Source organism: Dietzia sp. Die43, assembly GCF_024519835.1.
GTDB classification, from domain to species: Bacteria; Actinomycetota; Actinomycetes; order Mycobacteriales; family Mycobacteriaceae; genus Dietzia; species Dietzia kunjamensis.
In genome coordinates, this window is record NZ_JALJRF010000013.1 from 1 (window position 1) to 21,282 (window position 21,282).

The 21,282-nt window shown below is 71.8% G+C and carries 18 protein-coding genes and 1 pseudogene; 9 read left to right on the forward strand and 10 right to left on the reverse strand.

Annotation, left to right across the window (positions count from 1 at the left end):
- From NR111_RS12025 to NR111_RS12045, 5 genes and pseudogenes are all read left to right on the forward strand, one after another.
- Positions 1–440 (forward strand): annotated as a pseudogene (locus NR111_RS12025) (hypothetical protein); the annotation flags it as partial.
- Positions 441–560: 120 nt separating this feature from the next.
- Positions 561–1,055: an NUDIX domain-containing protein gene (locus NR111_RS12030; protein ID WP_256820889.1), complete on the forward strand. Its 495-nt coding sequence runs from the start codon at positions 561–563 to the stop codon at positions 1,053–1,055.
- 33 nt (positions 1,056–1,088) lie between these two features.
- Positions 1,089–1,724, forward strand: a complete 636-nt coding sequence (locus NR111_RS12035) for a hypothetical protein (protein ID WP_256820890.1) — start codon at positions 1,089–1,091, stop codon at positions 1,722–1,724.
- 71 nt (positions 1,725–1,795) lie between these two features.
- A complete protein-coding gene (locus NR111_RS12040; protein WP_256820891.1) occupies positions 1,796–2,359 on the forward strand; it encodes a copper chaperone PCu(A)C in 564 nt (187 codons plus the stop codon).
- Complete coding sequence (locus NR111_RS12045) at positions 2,352–3,638, forward strand: Dyp-type peroxidase (protein ID WP_256820892.1); 1,287 nt, start codon at positions 2,352–2,354, stop codon at positions 3,636–3,638. Before NR111_RS12040 ends, NR111_RS12045 begins: the two co-directional genes overlap by 8 nt.
- Positions 3,639–3,843: 205 nt before the next feature.
- Here the strand turns inward: NR111_RS12045 and NR111_RS12050 are convergent, their stop codons facing one another.
- The 4 genes from NR111_RS12050 to NR111_RS18720 form a co-directional block, all read right to left on the reverse strand.
- A complete protein-coding gene (locus NR111_RS12050) occupies positions 3,844–4,833 on the reverse strand; it encodes an SGNH/GDSL hydrolase family protein (RefSeq protein ID WP_256820893.1) in 990 nt (329 codons plus the stop codon).
- 80 nt (positions 4,834–4,913) lie between these two features.
- Complete coding sequence (locus tag NR111_RS12055) at positions 4,914–5,999, reverse strand: SGNH/GDSL hydrolase family protein (protein ID WP_256820894.1); 1,086 nt, start codon at positions 5,997–5,999, stop codon at positions 4,914–4,916.
- A gap of 93 nt (positions 6,000–6,092) precedes the next feature.
- Positions 6,093–7,145 carry a beta-ketoacyl-ACP synthase III gene (locus NR111_RS12060; protein WP_256820895.1) on the reverse strand — a complete coding sequence of 351 codons (1,053 nt, stop codon included), beginning with the start codon at positions 7,143–7,145 and terminating at the stop codon, positions 6,093–6,095.
- A gap of 160 nt (positions 7,146–7,305) precedes the next feature.
- A complete protein-coding gene (locus NR111_RS18720) occupies positions 7,306–8,247 on the reverse strand; it encodes an SRPBCC domain-containing protein (RefSeq protein ID WP_256820896.1) in 942 nt (313 codons plus the stop codon).
- A 78-nt stretch (positions 8,248–8,325) separates the two neighbouring features.
- On the opposite strand from NR111_RS18720, the gene NR111_RS12070 reads away from it, so the two are divergent.
- Positions 8,326–9,615, forward strand: a complete 1,290-nt coding sequence (locus NR111_RS12070; RefSeq protein WP_256820897.1) for an MFS transporter — start codon at positions 8,326–8,328, stop codon at positions 9,613–9,615.
- The gene (locus NR111_RS12075) at positions 9,608–10,414 is read left to right on the forward strand and encodes a fructosamine kinase family protein (protein ID WP_253695730.1); all 807 of its coding nucleotides are present in this window, start codon (positions 9,608–9,610) and stop codon (positions 10,412–10,414) included. Before NR111_RS12070 ends, NR111_RS12075 begins: the two co-directional genes overlap by 8 nt.
- 5 nt (positions 10,415–10,419) lie before the next feature.
- Here the strand turns inward: NR111_RS12075 and NR111_RS12080 are convergent, their stop codons facing one another.
- The 5 genes from NR111_RS12080 to NR111_RS12100 all read right to left on the reverse strand — a co-directional run bounded on the left by NR111_RS12080 (position 10,420) and on the right by NR111_RS12100 (position 15,547).
- A complete protein-coding gene (locus NR111_RS12080) occupies positions 10,420–10,623 on the reverse strand; it encodes a PQQ-dependent sugar dehydrogenase (protein WP_256820898.1) in 204 nt (67 codons plus the stop codon).
- Positions 10,532–11,677, reverse strand: a complete 1,146-nt coding sequence (locus NR111_RS12085; protein ID WP_256820899.1) for a PQQ-dependent sugar dehydrogenase — start codon at positions 11,675–11,677, stop codon at positions 10,532–10,534. The genes NR111_RS12080 and NR111_RS12085 overlap by 92 nt, the downstream gene beginning before the upstream one ends.
- Positions 11,678–11,789: 112 nt before the next feature.
- The gene (locus NR111_RS12090) at positions 11,790–13,034 is read right to left on the reverse strand and encodes a PQQ-dependent sugar dehydrogenase (protein WP_256820900.1); all 1,245 of its coding nucleotides are present in this window, start codon (positions 13,032–13,034) and stop codon (positions 11,790–11,792) included.
- A gap of 251 nt (positions 13,035–13,285) precedes the next feature.
- A complete protein-coding gene (locus NR111_RS12095) occupies positions 13,286–14,191 on the reverse strand; it encodes a MaoC/PaaZ C-terminal domain-containing protein (RefSeq protein WP_132062406.1) in 906 nt (301 codons plus the stop codon).
- A 6-nt stretch (positions 14,192–14,197) separates the two neighbouring features.
- Complete coding sequence (locus NR111_RS12100; protein WP_069389503.1) at positions 14,198–15,547, reverse strand: 3-oxoacyl-ACP reductase; 1,350 nt, start codon at positions 15,545–15,547, stop codon at positions 14,198–14,200.
- A 123-nt stretch (positions 15,548–15,670) separates the two neighbouring features.
- Between NR111_RS12100 and NR111_RS12105 the strand changes: the two genes are divergently transcribed.
- A complete protein-coding gene (locus NR111_RS12105) occupies positions 15,671–16,984 on the forward strand; it encodes an acetyl-CoA C-acetyltransferase (RefSeq protein WP_256820901.1) in 1,314 nt (437 codons plus the stop codon).
- Positions 16,985–17,179: 195 nt separating this feature from the next.
- The gene (locus NR111_RS18725) at positions 17,180–19,120 is read left to right on the forward strand and encodes a VanW family protein (protein ID WP_120286448.1); all 1,941 of its coding nucleotides are present in this window, start codon (positions 17,180–17,182) and stop codon (positions 19,118–19,120) included.
- Positions 19,121–19,299: 179 nt separating this feature from the next.
- Here the strand turns inward: NR111_RS18725 and NR111_RS12115 are convergent, their stop codons facing one another.
- Positions 19,300–21,138, reverse strand: a complete 1,839-nt coding sequence (locus tag NR111_RS12115; RefSeq protein WP_120286447.1) for an acyl-CoA dehydrogenase — start codon at positions 21,136–21,138, stop codon at positions 19,300–19,302.
- Positions 21,139–21,282 lie beyond the last annotated feature (144 nt).

Below are 21,282 nucleotides of genomic sequence, written 5' to 3' on the forward strand. Positions count from 1 at the left end.
AGGGTTCGACGGGTGAGGATGCTCCTGACTTCGGTTCGATCACTGAGGGTTCGACCGATGCTGACGGCAACCTCGACCTGGGCTCGCTCGGGAGCATCACCGACCCCTTTGATTCGCTGAGTGCGGGTTCGACGGACGCTGACGGCAACCTGGACCTGGGCTCGCTGACGGGGGGCACCGGTTCCGACTTCGGTTCGGGCGACATTAACGTCCCCGGCTCGGGCGCGGGTTCGGACGCCGGCACCCTCCTGGCCCTCGGTTCGCTGGCCGGAGCCGGGATCGGCCTTGGACTCGTCGTCTCCGGCGGCGTGAACCTCCCGCCGCTCCCCGAGATCAACGTGGGCCTCGTCTGCAACCTCCCGCCGGAGGCCATCGACTTCCTCAAGAGCAACGGCTCCATGGAGCAGGACGAGTGCGAGCCCGAGGAGGAGCAGAACTGAGGTTCTGCCCCCTCCGCCGCTGACTGAGTCAGCAACCGGATAGCTCTCCGGCGATCCCCCGTCGACCACACGGTCGGCGGGGGATCCGCCATTTCGGCCCCCCCGGATACGCTCTCGGACATGGCCACCCCCGACTTCGTCCTCGAACTCCGCAAGCACGTGGGCACCGCCCCGCTGTGGCTGGCCGGGGCGACCGCGGTCATCCGGGATCCCAATGCAGCCCGCGTGCTCCTGGTCCGGCGCAGCGACAACGGTTGGTGGACGCCCGTCACCGGCATCGTCGACCCCGGCGAACACCCCGCCGACGCCGCCGTCCGCGAAGCCCACGAAGAAGCCGCGGTGGCCATCCGCGTCGACCGCGTCGCCTCCATCGGCGTCTCCCGCATGGTCACCTACGACAACGGCGACCAAGCCCAGTACATCGACCACACCTTCGCCTGCACCTACCTGGACGGCGACCCGCACCCGGCCGACGGGGAGAACACCGACGTCCGCTGGTTCGACGTCGACGACCTGCCCGAGATGCGACCCCACATGCTCGCCCGGATCGACGCCGGGCTGGCCGACGAGGAGCGCGCCCGCATCGTCACCACCACCGAGGGTGACACCGGATAGCCTGCTACACCCCCCGGGGCATAGAATCGAGTCATGTCCGCCGACCGCCTCCGCGCCGAGGTCCCGCCCGCGGTGACCGCGGGCGTGGGCATCGTGGTGGCGCTGGTCAGCGGCGTGTTCGGCATCAGCGCCCACGGACTGGCCGCCGGCGCGCTCGCGGGCCCGCCCACGTCGGGCCAGATCCTCGCCGTCGCGGCCACGAGCGCGGGAATCGGTGCAGTCGCCGCATCCGTCGCCCGCCGCCGGACCCCCGTCCTCGCCGCCGCGGCCGGCCTGATCGCGGGACAGGGACTCGTCCACCTCGTACTGGCCTCCGGCCACACCCACGGCGCCACCGGCACGACCGGTGTGCTCGGCCACCACGCCACGGACCCGGCAGCGCTCCGGGCCGCGATGGACGGCATCGGCCCCGCCCCCGCATCCTCCGCGGCCGCACTACTCACCCCGGGAATGCTGGGTGCCCACGTTGCAGCGATCGCCACGACGCTCGCGCTCGTCGCGATCCTCTCCGGGACACTGTCCTGGTTGGCGGCTCGGATACCGCCCATGGTGGAGACGGCCCACCTCGTCGTCGTCGCCCGACTCCTGGCCTCCTACGACGCCGACACCCCCCGCGGACGGTTCCTCCTGGCCCGCGGGGGAACCCGCGCGCCGCCCGTGGCCGTGTGACCACCACCTGCACCGGTACGCGCCCCGCGCTGCCGGGCGATCACACACACCACACCGAGGACTCCCACACCATGCGTACCCACACCCGTGCCGCCTTCGCCGCGGCCTCCGCACTCGCGCTCGCCCTCACCGTCACGGCCTGCGCGACCGACGACACCGACACCACGACCGCCGCCACTCCCGCCGCCGCGGCCGATACCGCAGCCTCCACGACCGTGACCTTCGACGACGGCTGGGCCAAGGCCACCGGCACGGAGATGACCGGCGTATTCGGCACCATCACCAACCCGGGCGACACCGACCTGCACCTGATCGGTGTCGAGAGCGACCTCGGCGGCAGCGCCGAACTGCACGAGACCGTCCCCGGCGGCAGCGGGATGATGATGCAGGAACGCGAGGACGGCTTCGTCATCCCCGCCGGCGGCGAGCTGGTCCTGCAGCCCGGCGGCAACCACATCATGCTCATGGAGCTGGGGCGCCCCATCACCACCGGCCAGCAGATCACCCTCACCCTCGAGTTCGACGGCGCCGAGCAGGACGTCACCGTCTCCGCCCGCGACTTCCAGGGCGGGGAAGAGGAGTACGTCGGCGGCGGTCACGGCGAGATGAGCGGGGGCACGAGCCACGATGGCTGAGCAGGCCCGTCGCGGTCTGTCCCGGCGGTCGGTGCTCAGCGGCGGCGTCGCGGCGGCGGTGGGTGCGGGCGTCGTCGGTGGCGCGGTGGTGGGCGGCGCTGCGGGATACGTGGGGAGAGGTGTCGTCGACGACGACGAGGTGATCGGGGACTGGAAGACCGTCGCCGACTCACGAGTCGTCGGGGCGACCACCGAACCGTTCCACGGCCCGCGGCAGGCCGGCATCACCACGCCACCGCAATCGCACGCCGCGTTCGTGGCGTTCGACATCGTCCCGGGGGCGACCCGCACGGAGATCCAGGGAGTCCTGCGGGCGTGGTCCCAGGACGCCGCCCGGCTCACCCGGGGGCGAGGCGGACTCGCCGACCTCGAGCCGGAGCTCGCCGAGGACCCCGCGCGCCTCACGGTGACCATCGGGTTCGGCCCCGGGCTGTTCGACGCGATCGGGATGCCGGACCGACGGCCCTCGTGGCTGGCGCAGCTGCCGGCGTTTCCACAGATCGACCAGCTCGAGGACCGGTGGTCCGAAGGGGACCTGCTGCTGCAGATCTGCGCCGACGACCCGGTGATCGTCTCCCACGCCGCGCGGGTGTTGGCCTCTGGCGTGCGGGGCGTGGCGCGGCAGAAGTGGGCGCAGCGGGGCTTCCGCAAGGCCGTCGGCACCGACCCGACCGGGCGGACCCAGCGCAATCTGTTCGGGCAGATCGACGGCACCGTCAACCCCACCGAGGAGGACGTGGACTTCGACCAGATCCTGTTCTCCGATGGCACCTCCGCGGACGGGCAGGTCCAGCGGTGGATGCGGGGCGGGTCCTCGCTCGTGTTGCGCCGCATCCGTATGACGATGGACACCTGGGAGGAGATCGACCGCACCTCGCGGGAGCTGAGCGTGGGCCGACGGCTCGACACCGGGGCCCCGCTCACCGGGGTGCACGAGCACGACCCGGCCGACTTCGAGGCGATCGACGAGGTGGGCCTTCCGGTGATCCCGCCGGAATCCCACATCGCCCGGGCGCGGCAGCTCAGGCGGAGCGAGGCGATGCTCCGGCGGCCGTACAACTACGACGACCCGCCGGAGGGCGGCGAGATCAGCAACTCCGGGCTGCTGTTCACCGCCTACCAGGCCGATCCGGTGCGGACATACGTGCCGGTCCAGCAGCGGCTCGCCGAGCAGGACGCGCTCAACACGTGGACCGTCCCCATTGGGTCGGCGGTGTTCGCGCTCCCGCCCGGCGCGGCCGAGGGCGGGTACGTGGGCCAGGGGCTGTTCGAGGGGTGAGGGGCTCAGCCGAACTGGCCTGGCATGGTCGGGCCTGGCCTGGCCTGGCCTGGTCGGGCCTGGTCGGGCCTGGTCGGGCGCGGCCGTGCCCCGCATCCGCTCCAGCGGTTGCTCGGCCGGAACGCATCCGCCCCCGGGCGTGGCGTCCGGCGTGCGCTTCGGTGCGCGCGTGACGCCACGCCCGGGGGCGGCTGTGTCGGTCGGGTCAGATAGCCGCGGCGATCGCGTCGGCCATGGCCTGCTGCCCTAGGGCCGTGGGGTGGAAGGCGGCGGTGTTGTTCGCCGAACCATCAGCGAACACGACCCACCGCTCGTCCACGGGGGCGCATCCGCTTCGGTCGGTGTCCGAGGTGGGCAGGACCGAGATGTGTCCGTTGCGCAGTGCGGCCTCATCGACCGCGTCGTTGATGGCTGCGGTGACCTCGCGGGACCACTCGAGGTTCGCCTCTCCGATCGCAGTGGTGAAGAAGCAACCATCCTCATCCGACGCCGGCATGAGTGGCAGGTACTGGGCAGCGACAACGGTCGCGTCGGGCGACGCCTCGTCGATGGCGGCGTAGACCTCGTCGACCGCTCCGTCCTCTCCGAAGATGTCAGCGATGTCCTGCGCGACGACCTCGCCGATCTCCTCGCGGCAGTCGATCGGCTGATCGGGCCCGTCAGGCTGCAGATGCGCGGTGATGCACCCGACAATCGTGCCGAAACCCACGTCGTTGCCGCCGATGGACAGGGTCACCAGATCGGTGTCCGAATCGAGGGCTTCGATCTGCGGCGGCGCACCCGGGTACTGGGTCTCGATGAGGATGTCCTCGGTCTGGGCACCGCCGCAGGTGGCGTCGGTGAGTTCGCCCACAGCTGGGTTGGCATCGAGCTGGTTCGGGTAGTTCGCCAGGCTCCGGCCGCAGCCCGCGGGGCCGCCGGCGGGTTCGGTGTTGTCACCGAGCGCGGCGTACGAATCTCCCAGCGCCACGTACTCCGCGTAGGCCGGGGAGGCGAGCGATCCTAGGGAACCCGAGACGCTGCCGGGAGCGTCGGTGGTCGAACCGAGCGAGCTGACGGCGATTGCGCCGTCGGCCTGGGTGGTGGACTGGGCGGCGGCGACGGGGGCTGCGGCCAGTGTGACCGAGGCGGCCAGGGCGAGGGACGTGGTGAGGGTGCGGGAACCGGCGAAGCGGTGCCGAGGAGAGGTGAGCATGGGCTCAGTGTTCTCTCATCGTCGCCGCTTCGGGAGGAATTCGGGCGGATTTGGACAACTGTCAGATGAAGTGTCCGGTGTCAGCCGTCAAGCGCGGCCACCACCCGATCCGCGACGTGCGCATGGCCGGCGGTGGTCGGATGGACCGGCACCGCGCCGGTCTCGAGGCCCGTGAAGTCGACCCAGCGGTTCTCGGGCGGGGTGCACATCGAGTGGCCCGGTTCATCGGGGATCACGACGGTGGCGCCGTTGCGCTCGGCGGCGTCGCGGACGACGCGGTTGATGCTGTCCTGGAAGCCGCGGACCTTGGCCCGCTCCTCCCGGCTGATCGCCATGAACGGAGCGCAGGCCGGGGACTGCTCGATGATCCGGTCGTCCGCGGGCACCGCGGCCAGGTACCCGACCGTCACCACGCGGGCCTGCGGTGCGCGCTCGGCGATCCCGGCGTACACCGCGTCCATGCGCTGGTCGAGCGTCTCGAGCGCGCGGGCGGCCTGCCTGTCGATGACGTCCGAGCACCCGGCGGTGGGATCGAAGCCCTTCGACAGGCTCGCCGTCGCGCCGTCGACGAGCGGCAACAGCTCGGGTGCGGTGTTGGGCCGCAGGGCGCACGCCACGATCACGGCGGCGAAGCCCACGTCATTACCGCCGATCGTCATGGTCACCAGGTCGGTATCGGCGTCGAGGGCGTCGAACTGCGGCGGGGCCCCGGTCCTGCCGACCGCGAGGAAGTCGTCGGCCACCGCGCCGCCGCAACTCGCGTTGACGAACGTGCCCACCCCCAGCTCGCGGGCCACCACGGTGGGGTAGGCGTCGTCGGTGCGCACGCACGCGACGGGACCGGCCCCCCACGCGCCGGGCGCGATCCTGCCGACGGCGGCGTAGGAGTCGCCCAGCGCCACGTACTTGGACGGGCCGGTGCCCGCCCCCGACAGGACGGTCGGGCCCATCCCGGTGCCGGTGACCTGTCCGGCGATGGTGCCGCCCAGCGTCTGCGCGGATCCGCTGACGAGCTCGAGTGGGGAGGCCTGCGGCGCGACGGGTCCGGGGATGGCGGGCGCGGCCCCGGCGGGGGCCGCCAGCAGCGGGGACAGCAGGGCGGCGGTGGCCGCGACGGCACCGGAGACCAGGCGGCTAGCGGCGCGGCGGGAAGGAGACGTGTGCATGGGATCACTGTCTCATGAACACATGTCTAGTTGGCGTCCCTCCCGAGGCCTTCCGGGGCACGCGGGGAGGCCCCGGGAGGGACGCCCGGGCCGTCAGTCGACGGGCGGGGCCGCGGGGAGTCGGACGACCTGGCCGGCGTAGGAGAGGCCGGCGCCGAACCCGATGCACAGTGCGACGTCGCCCTGCTTGGACTGGCCCTCGCGCAGCATGGTCTCCATGGCCAGCGGGATCGAGGCGGCCGAGGTGTTGCCGGTCTGCTCGATGTCGTTCGCGATCGCCACGGTGTCGGGCAGACCGAGGTGCTTGGCCATCGCCGAGTTGATACGGCCGTTGGCCTGGTGCGGGACGAATGCCTGAATCTGCTCCGCGGTCACCCCGGCCGTCTCCAGCGTCTCGGCGCACACCTTCGACACCTGCACGGCGGCCCAGCGGAACACCTTGGACCCGTTCATGGTGAGGAAGGGCTGACGGACGTCCTCGGCGCCGGAGTCGACCTCGTCGACGTACGCCTTGAAGTCCTTGGTCTGGCTGATGGCGCTGCCCTGCTCGCCGTCGGAGCCCCAGACCACCGGGCTGATGTCGTTGGTCTCTGCCGGGCCCACCACGACCGCGCCGGCGCCGTCGCCGAAGATGAACGAGGTGTTGCGGTCGGTGAAGTCGATGCCGTCGCTCATCTTCTCCACACCGATCACCACGACGTACCGGGAGGCACCGCCACGGATCATGTTCGTCGCGACCGCGAGGCCGTACCCGAACCCGGCACAGCCGGCGGTGAGGTCGAACGCGGCGATGCCGTTGCGTCCGAGGTTCGTGGCCACCTGGGGCGCGGCGTGGGGCACCTGGGTCCAGTTGGTCGACGTGCACAGGATGACCGCGTCGACGAGCTCGGGGTCGATCCCTGCGGAGGCCACGGCCTTCCGGGCCGCCTCGGTCGACATCATGACGATCGACTCGTCTGCGCTCGCGAAACGACGGTTGAGGATCCCGGACCGCTCGTAGATCCACTCGCTGGTCGAGTCGATCGTCTCGCAGATCTCCTCGTTGCTGACGACGCGCTCAGGGCGGTACGCGCCGATACCCAGCAGGGTGGAGCCGGGCGCGCCCGCGCCGGTCGCGATGGTCACGGTCTCGTTGGAATCCGCCATACGGATGTAGCTCCTCGTCGGTGTGCGGTTCGGGATCGGGTCCCGCTGGCGCGGCCCGTCACGATACTTCTCCGCAACAGTACTGCGGTCGGTGAGAACATCGGCACATACGACCGTGACGTTTCGCCCCCGACAGCGGCCACCCCCTCCGGTGCGCGGCTCACCCGCGGGCGAGCCCCTCGAGCCACTCCCGCCAGCGCGGCGCGTCCCAGGTGGGAGTGACGTCCACCGCGGCGGCCCCGAGCGGTCGGCCGTCGCCACCGGGGGCGTCGACGTACTCGAACACCCGCACCGCCAGCGCGGCCCGGCCGACGGCGTCCTCGTGGGTCTCGCCGGCGGGGAAGGCGAACAGCTCGAGCATGCCGTCGGCCGGCGCCGAGAGGATGAGCGTCCGCGAGGCCTCGGACCCGGTCGCCACGATGCCGCCCACCTCACCGGACCTGGCGACCACGCCACCGTCGCCCGGGTTCCCGCCCACACCGGACGCCGGGGCGATGAGCGCCGCCGTGACGCGGGCCCACAGCTCCGGCACCGTGGCCTCGACCGGATCGGTGGCCGCGTCGACGGTCACCACTCCGTCGGCCGGGCGATGGGTCAGCCGGTGGGCCAGCACCGTCAGCGCCTGCACCCACCCGTCGAGACTGCCATCCACAGACTCCTCCGCCAGTTGCCCGCCGGAGCCGAACCCCGACCGCAGGGTGAGCACGCTGCCGCCCTCGCCGTCGTCGACCACCTCACACGACGTCTCCCACGGCGGCACCGGGACGCCCTCGCCCATCCAGTCCCGCTCGGCGTAGGAGAACAGTCCGGGCACACTCCCGGCGGGCGGCGTGTAGACGGTGATCTCGCCGACCGTCGCGGTGAGCATCGCCTCGGCCGCGGCCTCCGGGCCGGTCGTGGGATCGGGGGCGCCGGGGTCGGCGAACTGCACGATCCGGCCCCCGACCTGGGGTTCCATCGCGCACGGCACGAACCAGGAGGAGATGCCCTCGCCGGTGGCGACCGCGTCCCACACCACCGCGGGCGCCACGGGGAGCGGCACCCGGCACGCCACGCGCCGACCGCCGTCCTCGGTCTCGATCCCCGCCGTCACGTCGTACACGGGCGTACTCCCCTCACCGGTCCGCTGCTCTTGCCGCGTAACGCTACCGGCGCGCCGGCCGGACGTAGTGTGGCGGTCGTGAGTGCGACGACCGGGAGGCGAGTGGGTGGCGGTAGTGCCCGGACCGGTACCACCCGCGGACCGATCGCAGCGACCGCCCTGCTCTTCGCCGCCAACGGTGCGATCTTCGGCGCCATCGTGCCCCGCCTGCCCGACCTGAAGAACGCGCTCGACCTGGGCCCGGCCGGATTCGGCCTGGCCATGGCCTGCTATCCGGCCGGCGCGCTGGTCGGCGGCCTGCTCACCCCCGCGTTGATGCGGCGGCATTCGGACGGGGCGGTCGCGGTCGCGGCGATGGTCGTGGCGTCGGGTATCGCGGCACTCGTCGGCTTCTCGCCCGTCGTGGCCGTGTTCGCGGGATTGCTGCTGCTGTTCGGGCTGACTGACGCGATCACCGACGTGGCGATGAACGCCCACGGGATCCGCGTGCAGTCGCGTCACGGCAGGTCGCTGATCAACCGGTTCCACGCGGTGTGGTCGCTCGGCGCGGCGCTCGGGGCGGCCGGGGGATCGGTGGCCGCGGGCACCGGCACGCCGGTGGTGGGGCAGATGATCGTGGCGGGAGTCGTCTGTGCGCTCGCCGCGCTGGCCGCACTTCCCCTCCGGCTGGGTCCGCCGGTCGCCGAGGACGACTCCGGGCGCGACCTCGACACCATGCCCCCGTCCGCCGCGTCGTCTCCCGCCGAGCGGCGCGTCTCCCGCCGCGTGCCGGTCGGTCGCGCGCTGCTGCTCCTGCTCGCGCTGGGGGTGCTCGCCGGATGCGCCACCCTCGTCGAGGACTTCGCCCAGACCTGGTCCGCGCTCTACCTGCGCGAGGTCGCGGCAGCGGGCGCCGGCCTGGCGGGTCTCGGGTTCGTCGCGGTGCAGGGCACGCAGCTCGTCGGTCGCGTCACCGGTGACCGCCTGGTCGAGGGGTTCGGCGCGGCGCACGTCGGCCGGATGGGCGGAGCGTGCGTGGTGCTGGGCTCGGGTGCTGCGCTGGTCGCGTCGTCGCTGCTCGACGGCCCCGCCCTGCTGATGGTCCTGCTGGCGGGATTCGCGCTGGCCGGGTGGGGCATCGCCACCGTGATCCCGGGTGCGATGGTCGCCGCCGACTCCGTGCCCGGCCTGGCTCCCGGCGCGGGCCTGGCGGTGCTCAACTGGGTCCTGCGACTGGGCTTCCTGGCCTCCCCGCCGCTCGTCGGTCTCATCGCGGAGCATGTCGGGATGCGCTGGACGGTCGTGCCGATGCTGGTGGGCGGCGTGCTCATCGCCGCGCTCGCGGGGCCGCTGCTCGGCCGCCACACGAGGGGAGATCGACGTGGATGACCGGGTGTTCGTCAAGAGGGGCTCCCGCCACGGCCCCGACTTCTTCCGCCACGAGGCCGCGGGTCTGGCCTGGCTCGCCGCGGCCCCCGGCGGGCCGAGGGTGGTCCGGGTGGAGGAGGTCGACGACGACGAGATCACCCTCGAGAGAATTCCCGCGGGTCGCGCGACGACGCGGGCGGCTCTGCGGTTCGGTCGGTCGCTGGCGGCGATGCACGATGCGGGCGCGGCCGCCTGGGGCGCACCCGCGGACGGCTGGGCGGGCCGGTGCTTCATCGGCAACCGGCCCCAGGAGTGTGCGCCCACCGCGTCGTGGGGCGAGTTCTACGCCGAGCAGCGGGTCCGCCCGTTCGTCCGGATAGCGGTGGACCTCGGTGTCCTCGGCGGCGCCGACCTCGCCGTGGTCGAGCGGGCCTGCGACCGCGTCGCGTCCGGCGGACTCGACGACCCCGACGACGTCCCCGCCCGCCTCCACGGCGACCTGTGGACCGGCAACGTGCTGTGGACCCCGGCGCGGGCCGGAGGGGAGGGCGGCGGAGAGAACGACGTCGGGGCCGTGCTCATCGACCCCGCCGCGCACGGCGGCCACCGCGAGACCGATCTGGCCATGTTGGCCCTCTTCGGCGCCCCGCACCCGGACGAGATCCTCCGCGGGTACGACGAGGCGCACCCGCTTCGTGAGGGATGGCGCGACAGGGTCCCGCTGCATCAACTGCACCCGCTGGCCACCCACTCCGCCGGGCACGGCGCCGGCTACGCGATCGCGCTGGCCGACGCCGCCCGGCAGGTCCTACGTCTCTAGGCCGGTCAGCCCGCCGCCGGGCTGACGCGGAACACGGAGTCGCGATTGTCGGCGTCGGAGGTCGTCACCAGCAGCGAGCCGTCGGGCTCGGGCGCCAGGGACCGCAGGCGACCGAACTCACCCTCGAGGAGCACGGCGGAGTCGACGACAGACCGCCCGTCCTCGCTGAGTCGGAGGAGGACGAGCTTCTGGCTCCTGAGGTTGGCCATCGCGAGCGCCCCCTCCCACTCGCCCCCACTCGGATCCCCGCAGGAACTCGATGTCCGACGGGGCCAGGGTCTGCTCCCCGGACGACCAGACGGCCTCGACCGCGTCCGGGAACTCCTCGGTGTCGGTCATGGGGACGTTCTGGTTGTAGCGTCCGTCGACGTTCGGGTTCCAGCCGTAGTTCGCGCCCGGCTGGAGGAGGTTGACCTCGTCGTGGGCGTCCGGCCCGTGCTCCGCGGAGTAGACGCGGTGGCTGTCAGGGTCGATGGCCAGCCCCTGGACATTGCGGTGACCGATCGTGTGGACCACCGAATCGCCCGACGCGGGTGAACCGTCCGGTTTGATGTGCAGGGTCTTCCCGGCCAGCGAGTCGGGCGACTGCGGGGCCGTGGCCGTGTACGTGTCACCGGTGCCGACGTAGAGGGTGCCGTCCGGGGCGGTGAGCAGCCGGCACCCGCTGTGGATGCCCTCCTCGCCCAGCGGGATGCCGGTGAGGGTGTCGCGGACCTTGGTCAACTCGGACCAGTCGTCGGCGGCCTCGAAAGTGGTGATCCGGTTGTCGCGTTCACCGTCCGCCGATCGCGACCAGCACACGTGGATCTCGCGGTTCTCGGCGAAGTCGCGGTCCACGGCCATGCCCATGAGGCCACTCTCGGACTGGCGGACGAGGCCGGGCAGGTCGATCTGCACCGTGCGCTGCTCGTCGCCGGGCTCCTGCACCACCATCCGGCCACCCCGCTCGCCGGTGAGGACGGTCCCGTCCGGTGTGCGGACCACGTCCCAGGGGATGTTGAGCCCCTCCATGACGGTGGTGGCGCGGACCGCCGGGCCCTCCACCACCTCGACGCCGTCCCCCGCACCATTACCCACCTCGGGCGGGAACAGGATGCCCGGCGGGATCAGACTGGTGTCGAGCGACCCCGAGGAGCCACCGGGCAGACTGCTCTGAGCGAACGCCACGGCGGGCATGACGACGACGACGGCGGCAGCGGCGGCGGCCCCTGCGAGGGAGCGGGTGCGGGTGCGGGACGAACGGGATATAGCGCGGTCGTGCACGGAGAGCTCCCAAGAGCTCCCTGCTGTGGTGTGAGAAGTGATGCGAGCCACAGGCTAGGGGTCACGAGCGGGCAGCGGTACCGGTCCGGGGCCGCGGCCGGGGCCGGGTGACTCAGCCCGCTGCGGGCCGGACGCGCAGGACCTTGTCCGTGCCGCCACCGTTGGAGGTGGTGACGAGCAGCGACCCGCCGGGCTCCGGGGTGATCGATCGCAGGCGGCCGTGTTCTCCTCGCAGGATCGCTGCGGTCGCGGTGACGGAGGTGCCCTCCTCGGACAGCGTCATGAGGACGATCTGGCTGGTCTTGAGCATTGCGACCGCCAGGGCTCCGTCCCACTCGCCCCACGCGGGGTCGTCGAGGAACGCGATCCCGCCCGGCGCGAGGGTCGGGTCCCCGGATCGCCACGACGCCTCCACCGCGTCGGGGAAGTCGCGGGTGTCGGTCATCGGCACGTCCTGGTCGTATCGGCCGCCGGCGTTCGGGTCCCACCCGTAATTGGACCCGGGGATCACGAGGTTCACCTCGTCGTCGACGTCCGGCCCGTGCTCGGCGGCGACGATCTGGTCCGAGTCCGGCCGCAGGGCCAGCCCCTGCACGTTGCGGTGGCCGTACGTCAGGACGGGGGAGTCGCCGATGGTGTCGTCGGCCGGCTCGCCGTCGCGGGTGATGTGCAGGATCTTGCCCGAGAGCGCATCGAGGTTCTGGGGCGCCGGGCCGGTGAATGCATCCCCCGTTCCGATGTACAGAGTGCCGTCCGGGTGGACGAGGATGCGGCAGCCCGAGTGCAGGCCCCGGTCGGCCAGCAGGATGCCGTCCACGAGAACCCGGGGCGACTCGAGGGCGGACCAGTCCTCGGCGGCGGTCCAGGAGGTGACGCGGTTGTCGTCCGCATCGGCCGAGGAATGGCAGGTGTACACCTCGCGGCTGGTGGCGAAGTCCCTTGCCAGTGCCATCCCCATCAGGCCGCTCTCGCCCCGGTCGTACAGTTCGCCGAGGTCCGCGTCGACAACGGTCCGCTCCCCGCTCCCGCGGATCGCGTACAGGGTGCCCGAACCCCGCTCGCCGGTGACGATGACGCCCTCGGGGTCGCGGACGACGTCCCAGGGGATCGTCAGCCCGTCGGCGACCGTCTCCACCTCGACGGCAGGGCCTGCCGGGAGCGCTCGCCCGGGCGGCTGCGACCCGGGTCGGTCGGCGCCCGGGGCGCCACCGGAGCCGACGCCACCGGAGCCCACGCCACCGGAACCGCCGCCGTCCGGGTCGCCGGTCGTCGAGCAGCCGGTGAGGGTGACGACCACGGCCACTGCCACGAGGGCGGCCAGCCGGGAGAGGGGACGGGGGAACTCGGTGCGGTGCACGGCTACTCCTGGGCCGGGATCAGGGGATGCGGTAGGGCTCCCCGTGCGGCCGAACCTATTCGACGCGCGGCCCGCGCGACACCGGATCTCGTCCCGGCGGTACCGGCCCGGAGGCTCCGGCCCGGAGGCTCCGGCCCGGAGGCTCCGGCCAGCCAACGAGAAGAGCGTCCCGCACACCTGCCTCTCGGGCGACGTGTGCGGGACGCTCTTCTCGACGCCGGGGCCCGGTCGGGCCGCGCGTCGGGTGGGGCCTAGAGCTCCTCGATGCTCGCGGTCGCGTGCACGGTGCCCAGCTTCTTGGGATTGCGCACGGTCAACGACCAGGCGGGATCACCCGCGCCGCCGCGACGGGCGTAGATGCCCAGCTTGGCCGGCAGGATCACGGGCTTGCCGAACTCCACCGAGTAGCGGGCCCGCTCCGGGATGCCGCCCTCGACCGTGCCGAGCAGCGTCGCGGCCGTCCACATGCCGTGGGCGATGACGTTCGGGAAGCCGAACGCTTTGGCACCCACCTTGGACACGTGGATGGGGTTGCGGTCCCCGGACACGGCCGCGTACTCCGCGATCTGCGCCTCGGACACCGACTTCACGACGGTGGGGTCGCCGATCTCGGCTGCGGTCGGCGGCTCGGGCTTCGGCGGGCGCGGGGCGTCCTTGGCCGGGGTCAGCGAGGTCCGCCGCTTCGAGAGCAGGCCCGACCGTTGCACCCAGGCGGGCTCGTCGTCGTCACCGGTTCGGATCTCGGTGACCACGTCCAGCAGCAACCCGGCGGGGTGCTCACGCAGGTTCTCGGCGTGCGCCCGGATGTTGAGCTCGTCCCCGACCCGCAGTGGGCGGCGTGATTCGATCTCGTTGGTCAGGTGCACCGACCCCATCGCCGGCACCGGGTAGTCCGGATCCAGCATGAGCTGCATGCTCAGCGGGAACGCGAGGGTGAACGGGTAGGTCAGCGGCAGTTCGTCGGTCAGCCGCAGGCCACAGACGCGGGCGTAGGCGGCCAGGTTGGCCACGTCCACGCGCACGCCGGCGACCTCGACGCCCTTCGACGGCATGGACTTACCGTCGCGGGAGCCGCCCACGACGGGAAGGGCGCCCACCGCGGCCTTGCCGTACTGGGCGAGCAGGTTGGGGATGGCGGGAAGGCGGGTGTACTCCACGTCAGATCACGCACCCAGCAGCGACTGGCCGCACACGCGGATCACGTTGTTGGTGACCGTGGACGAGGCGGGGTTGGCGAAGTAGGCGATCGTCTCGGCCACGTCGACCGGCAGACCGCCCTGCTGCATGGAGTTCATGCGACGGCCGGCCTCGCGGGTGGCGAACGGGATGGCGGCCGTCATCTGCGTCTCGATGAAGCCCGGCGCCACGGCGTTGACGGTGACGTTCTTCGAGGCCAGCTCGGCCGAGGCGCCGTTGACGAACCCGATGACACCGGCCTTCGAGGCCGCGTAGTTGGTCTGGCCGCGGTTACCGGCGATGCCGGCCATCGAGGACACACCCACGACGCGCGAGCCCTCGCCCAGCACGCCCTTCTCGGCGAGCTCGGCGGTGATGCGCTCGGGGGCGATGAGGTTGACGGCCATGACGGAGTCCCAGCGGGCGCTGTCCATGCCGGCCAGCGTCTTGTCACGGGTGATGCCGGCGTTGTGGACGAGCACGTCGACGCGGCCGTCGTGACGCTCTGTCACGTGCTTGGCCAGGACCTCGGCGGCGTCGGCGGCGGTGACGTCCAGCGGCAGCGAGGTGCCGCCGACCTTGTTAGCGGTGGCGGACAGCGACTCGCCCGCAGCCGGGATATCGCAGCAGATCACGTGCGCGCCGTCGCGGGAGAGCACGGCCGCGATCTCGGCGCCGATACCGCGGGCGGCGCCGGTGACGACGGCGAGCTTGCCCTCGAGCGGGCGGTCCCACGATGCCGGGGCGGTGGCCGAGCCGGCCCCCACGCGGAACACCTGCGCGTCGACGTACGCCGACTTGCCGGACAGGATGAACCGCAGGGTGGACTCGAGTCCGGAGGCTCCCGCGTCGGCGTCGGGGGAGACGTACACGAGCTGGACGGTGGAGCCGCGCTTCATCTCCTTGCCGAGCGAGCGGGTGAAGCCCTCGAGCGCGCGCTGGGCGATGCGCTCCTCGACCGAGCCCGTCTCCTCCGGGGTGGTGCCCAGTACGACGATGCGGCCGCTGGCGGCGACGTTGCGGACGACCGGGTTGAAGAACTCGAACAGGGCCTTGAGGTCCTCCGGGCGACGCAGCGAGGTGGCGTCGAAGACGAGACCGGCGAACTTGCCCTCGGCGCCCGCGGCGGCCAGCTCGTAGTCGCCGGCCAGCATCTCCCGGACGGGCTCGGCCAGGCGGCCCTCGCCGCCGATGAGGACGGGACCGTGCAGGGCGGGCTGCCCGGCCTCGTACCGGCGCAGCTGCTCCGGCTGCGGGAGGCCGACCTTGCCGGCGATGAACGACCCCGGGGCCGAGGTCACGAACTGCGAGTAGAGGTCGAGGTTGCCCTGTGCCATGGCGATCATCTCCTGGAGAGGTGCGGTACTACGGGTCGACAAATAACTTACTGCTGAGTAACAATACGTGCAGGGCCGCGTTTCGGGCCACCGGACACCGAGAACACAACGGGAGTGACACACGTGACCACCAGCCCCCGCAAGGTCGCCATCGTCGGCGGCAACCGAATTCCCTTCGCCCGCTCGAACGGCAAGTACGCGGACGCCTCCAACCAGGACATGCTCACCGCCGCGATCGACGGACTGGCCAGCCGCTACAACCTCCAGGGCAAGCGCGTCGGGTCGGTCGTCGCCGGCGCCGTGCTCAAGCACTCCCGCGACTTCAATCTCACCCGCGAGTCGGTGATCGGCTCGGTGCTCGACTCGGCCAGCCCGGCCTACGACGTCCAGCAGGCCTGCGGCACCGGCCTGGCCGCCGCGATCCAGGTGGCCGACGCGATCGCCCTCGGGCGTATCGAGTCCGGCATCGCCGGAGGCACCGACACCACCTCGGATGCGCCGCTCTCGGTGAACGACGACCTGCGCAAGACCCTCATTAAGGTCAGCTCCGCCAAGTCCACCGTCGACCGCCTGAAGCTCCTCGGTGAGATCCGCCCGCAGGGCCTTGTGCCCGAGCAGCCGCAGAACGCCGAGCCGCGTACCGGGCTGTCGATGGGTGAGCACGCCGCCATCACCGCCCGCGAGATGGGGGTGACGCGCGCCGACCAGGACGCGCTGGCCGTCGCCAGCCACCACAACCTCGCCGCCTCCTACGACTCCGGGTTCCAGAACGACCTGGTGACGCCGTACCTCGGCGTGGCCCGCGACGACAACATGCGGCCCGACTCCTCCGAGGAGAAGCTGGGCAAGCTCAAGCCGGTCTTCGGCAAGCGCGACGCCGAGGCCCACGGCACCGAGGCCACCATGACGGCCGGCAACTCCACCCCGCTGACCGACGGCGCGTCCACCGTGCTGCTGGCCAGCGAGGAGTGGGCGAAGGAGAACAAGCTGCCGGTCCGCGCCTACCTGGTGGACTCGGAGACCGCCTCGGTGGACTTCGTCCACGGCCACGACGGTCGCACGCCCGACGGGCTGCTCATGGCCCCCACCTACGCGGTGCCGCGGCTGCTGGCCCGCAACGGCCTGACCCTGCAGGACTTCGACTACTACGAGATCCACGAGGCGTTCGCCTCGCAGGTGCTGGCCACCCTGGCCGCGTGGGAGTCCGAGGAGTACTGCACCGAGCGCCTGGGCCTGGACAAGGCCCTGGGGTCGATCGACCGCTCCAAGCTCAACGTCAACGGCTCGTCGCTGGCGGCCGGTCACCCGTTCGCCGCCACCGGCGGCCGCATCCTGGCCGCCGCGGCCAAGCTGCTCGAGCAGAAGGGCTCCGGCCGGGCGCTCATCTCCGTCTGCGCCGCGGGCGGCCAGGGCGTCACCGCGATCGTGGAGCGCTGACCCCCGCACCTCGTCCACCTCGCCGCGGGCTCCTCCCGTGAGTCCGATGAGCGCAGCCCCCGCGTCCGGCGCGGGGGCTGCACTCATCGGTATCGGTCCGTCATAGTGGTGTTCACAGTGGTTCGGGCGGGGACGTCCCCGGCCGGCGGCCCGCGGGGTTCCGCCGTCCCCCGCTCGGGAGGAGGTGGATAGCGCGTGGTCGAGTCCCACGATGACGACACCCCGGCACGCCCCGTCGCGATCGAGGGCGCGGGCCCGCACCCGGCTGCGTCCGACCGACATCGGTACCGGGTGCGGTCGCGGTGGATCTACACCGGTGTGGGCCTGTTCATGGCACTCGCGGTCCTCTACGGCTTCGATCTCGTGCACAGCATCGGCCGGGTCCCGCGCGGGACGGAGGTCGCCGGCATCCAGGTGGGCGGGATGCGGACCGCCGACGCCGAACAGCGACTGATCGCCGAGCTCGGACCGCGGGTCGACGACGAGGTGGATCTGCGCGCCGGGGCCGTGTCGACCACGCTGGACCCCGACTCGGTCGGCCTGTCGGTGGACTGGCAGGGCACGCTCGACCGGGGCGGTGAACAGCCCCTCAACCCGCTGAAGCGGCTGATCAGCGTGGTGTGGTCGACCGAGGTCGGGATCGCCAGCGTCATCCCGGACGCCCGGCTGACCGATTTCCTCGAGCGCCTCGCCCTCCAGGCGGACTTCGAACCCCGCGAGGGCGCCATCTGGTTCGACCGGGATCAGGTCCGCTCGGCCATCCCGCTCGACGGGCAGCGCCTACAGATCGAGAACTCCCGCGACGCGGTGCTCGAGCACTGGCTCGACGACGACGGAGTGGACCTGCCCGTCGACTACACGCCCACCGAGACCGACGCCGAACAGGTGCGGGCGCTGATCCGGGACGTGGCCGAGCCCGCCGCCTCTCGGGACCTGACGCTGCTGGCCTCGCGGATGCGCGACGACGGCACCGAGCCGGCGACCACCACCGTCACCACCAGGCTCCCCGCCCCGCCACCGGGCCCCGGGCGCGAGCGGCCCGAGCCCCCCGAGCGGGAGATCGAGATGGTCGACCCGGACGACCCGGGCGCGGTGCCGGTGCTGTTCCCCCGCGACCGGATCGGGGAGTACCTCAGCTTCGTCCGCGAGGGCGACGTGCTCGAGCCCCGCTTCGACGCCGACGCCGCCAAGGGGATCCTGGACCCGCTCCTGGAGGAGACCGAGCAGGTGGGCAGGGACGCGAGTTTCGAGTTCAGCGGGTCGAGCGCCACCATCGTGCCCGCGGTCCAGGGACGCACCGTCGAATGGGGCCCGCTGCTCGGTCGGCTGCCCGGGCAACTCACCGACGTCGACGGCCCGCGTGTGCTCCCCGTCGGCTACGTGGGCCGCGACCCCGAGCTGACCACCGCGGAGGCCGAGCAGGCCGGCATCCGCGAGCCCGTCGGCCAGTTCACCGTGGCCGTCGGCGCGAGCGGACAGGCCCAGTCGATGATCGCCTCGCTGGCCGGGCACTTCATCCCGGCGGGCGGGAGCTTCTCCATGGCGGAGGTCGCCGGCACGGTCTCCGGAGACGTGTCCGCCGACGCCGTCGCCACCGCCCTGTTCAACGCGGCGTTCGAATCCGGCGCACAGGACCTCGTCCGCAGCTCCCGCGGTGTCGACGGCGACGCGTTCCCGGCGGGCCGCGATGCCACCGCCTCGGCCGACGTCGGATTCCGAAACGCCCAGGACACCGGCCTGGTGATCGATGCCTCGGGTAGCGGCAACTCGGTGACGGTCCGGCTGTGGGGGACGCCCGAGTACACGGTGAGGGTCTCGACGGCCCCCCGGACCGACATCCGGCGGGCCCAGACCCGGGTCGTCAGCACGGCCGGGTGTACCCCGAGTCCGGGCGCGGACGGGTACACCGCCCGCGTGACCCGGGTCGTCCTGCGCGGCGGCGACACCGTGAGCACCGACACCGTCTCGTCGAGCTACGCGCCGCGAGACCGGATCGTGTGCCGGGCCGAGACTCCGGAGGACGACGATCCCACCTCGTCGCCGCCACCACCGCCGCCCCCGCTCCCCGGACCCGGTGACCCGATCCGGATCCCGGGCCTACCGGAGTTCCGCATTCCCGGCGTACCCGGCAACTAGAGCGCCGAATCCGCTACCCGGATTCCGGATCCGCTACTCCCATAGGCATAGCGGATCCGGAATCCGGGTAGCCGATTCGTGGGGGTGGGCCGCCCGCGTCCGGCGAAACGAGTCGATCCGCCGCCCGGGCAGGGGCGGCGGATCGACGGGCGGGCCTCGTCAGGCCCGTGAGGTGCGGATCAGAACGCGGACTCGTCCAGCTCCATCAGCTCGTTGTCGAGGTCTGCGACGATCGCGCGGGTGGCGCTGATCAGGGGCAGCTCGTTCTTGGCGAACCACCGGGCGGCGGCGATCTTGCCGTTGTAGAAGTCCTTGTCGTCGTCGGACGCCCCGTCCAGCGCGCCGAGGGCGACCTCTGCGCCGACCAGGAGACGCCAGCCCATCATGAGGTCACCGAACGCCATGAGGACGCGCACCGAGGCGAACCCGACCGTGTACAGGCGCTTGGGGTCGTCCTGCGAACCCATGAGGTGATCGAAGCACGTGCCGATCATGGCCTCGACGTCCGCGAGAGCGGTCGCGAGCAGCTCCCGCTCGGCCGCCAGTCGGCCGCCGCACGCGTCGCTGTCCAGGAACTGCTTGATCTGCGCCGACACGTGGCCCACGGCGGTGCCGCGGTCACGGGCGATCTTGCGGAAGAAGAAGTCCTGTGCCTGGATCGCGGTGGTGCCCTCGTAGAGGGAGTCGATCTTGGCGTCGCGGATGTACTGCTCGATCGGGTAGTCCTGCAGGAAGCCCGACCCGCCGAACGTCTGAAGCGACTCGGTGAGCAGCTCGTAGGCGCGCTCGGAACCGACGCCCTTGACGATCGGCAGCAGCAGATCGTTGACCCGATGGGCCAGCTCGCCGTCGGCGCCGGAGACGCGCGCGGCGGTCTCGACGTCCTGGTGGGCCGCCGTGTACATGTACACCGCGCGCAGACCCTCGGCGAACGCCTTCTGGCGGATCAGCGCACGCCGCACGTCCGGGTGGTGGGTGATGGTGACGCGCGGGGCGGTCTTGTCGGCCATCTCGGTCATGTCGCCGCCCTGGACACGCTCCTTGGCGAATTCGAGCGCGTTGAGGTAGCCGGTCGACAGGGTGGAGATGGCCTTGGTGCCGACCATCATGCGCGCGTGCTCGATGACATCGAACATCTGACGGATGCCCTGGTTGAGCTCGTCGCCTCCGACCATCCAGCCCTTGGCGGGCACGCCGTGACCGCCGAAGGTCAGTTCGCAGGTCGTGGAGACCTTGAGGCCCATCTTGTGCTCGACGCCGGTGACGAACACCCCGTTGCGCTCGCCCATCTCGTTCTTCTCGAAGTCGAAGTGGAACTTCGGCACGAAGAACAGCGACAGGCCCTTGGTGCCGGGGCCGGCGCCCTCGGGGCGCGCCAGGACCAGGTGGAAGATGTTCTCGAACATGTCGTCGGAGTCGGCCGAGGTGATGAAGCGCTTGACGCCCTCGATGTGCCAGGAGCCGTCGTCCTGCTTGATCGCCTTCGTGCGGCCGGAACCGACATCGGAGCCGGCGTCGGGCTCGGTGAGGACCATGGTCGCTCCCCAGCCGCGCTCGACGCAGGTGGCGGCCCACTGCTTCTGCTCCTCGGTGCCGTTCTCGTAGAGGACGGCGGCGAAGGCGGGGCCGGCGCCGTACATGAACGCCGCCGGGTTGGCCCCGAGCATCATCTCGCCGGTGGCCCACACCATCGCGCGGGGGGCCGGCATCCCGCCGAGCTCCTCCGGCAGTCCCATCGACCAGTAGCCGGCGTCGTACCAGGCCTTGAAGGACTTCTTGAAGTCCTCCGGGATGGAGACCGAGTGGGTCTCGGGGTCGAACACCGGCGGGTTGCGGTCGGCGGAGGCGAAGGACTCCGCGACAGGGCCCTCGGTCAGGGTCGCGACCTCGGAGAGGATGCCCTTGGCGGTCTCGGTGTCCATGTCGCCGAACTCGCCGGCGTCGAGTGCCTCGTTCATACGCAGGACCTCGAACATGTTGAACTCGAGGTCGCGGACGTTGCTCTTGTAGTGACCCATTACGGTCTTCTCCGTTCGGAGTGCGGTGTCATGACTGTGTCGCGCCCGAGGAGTCGGTGCACGTAACCACTGGTACGCCGGAACCTACTCGCCGGTAACAAAACTGATGCTAGTGCGTTGTCAGCAAACAGTCCAAGGTGAGGG

Bases quoted from the DNA above. Each gene is read 5' to 3' on its own strand.
- NR111_RS12055 (WP_256820894.1), bottom strand. From the start codon at position 5,999: ATGCACACGTCTCCTTCCCGCCGCGCCGCTAGCCGCCTGGTCTCCGGT.
- NR111_RS12115 (WP_120286447.1), bottom strand. From the start codon at position 21,138: ATGGGTCACTACAAGAGCAACGTCCGCGACCTCGAGTTCAACATGTTC.
- NR111_RS12080 (WP_256820898.1), bottom strand. From the start codon at position 10,623: ATGGCCAACCTCAGGAGCCAGAAGCTCGTCCTCCTCCGACTCAGCGAG.
- NR111_RS12035 (WP_256820890.1), top strand. From the start codon at position 1,089: ATGTCCGCCGACCGCCTCCGCGCCGAGGTCCCGCCCGCGGTGACCGCG.
- NR111_RS12030 (WP_256820889.1), top strand. From the start codon at position 561: ATGGCCACCCCCGACTTCGTCCTCGAACTCCGCAAGCACGTGGGCACC.
- NR111_RS12045 (WP_256820892.1), top strand. From the start codon at position 2,352: ATGGCTGAGCAGGCCCGTCGCGGTCTGTCCCGGCGGTCGGTGCTCAGC.
- NR111_RS12040 (WP_256820891.1), top strand. From the start codon at position 1,796: ATGCGTACCCACACCCGTGCCGCCTTCGCCGCGGCCTCCGCACTCGCG.
- NR111_RS12100 (WP_069389503.1), bottom strand. From the start codon at position 15,547: ATGGCACAGGGCAACCTCGACCTCTACTCGCAGTTCGTGACCTCGGCC.
- NR111_RS12050 (WP_256820893.1), bottom strand. From the start codon at position 4,833: ATGCTCACCTCTCCTCGGCACCGCTTCGCCGGTTCCCGCACCCTCACC.
- NR111_RS12060 (WP_256820895.1), bottom strand. From the start codon at position 7,145: ATGGCGGATTCCAACGAGACCGTGACCATCGCGACCGGCGCGGGCGCG.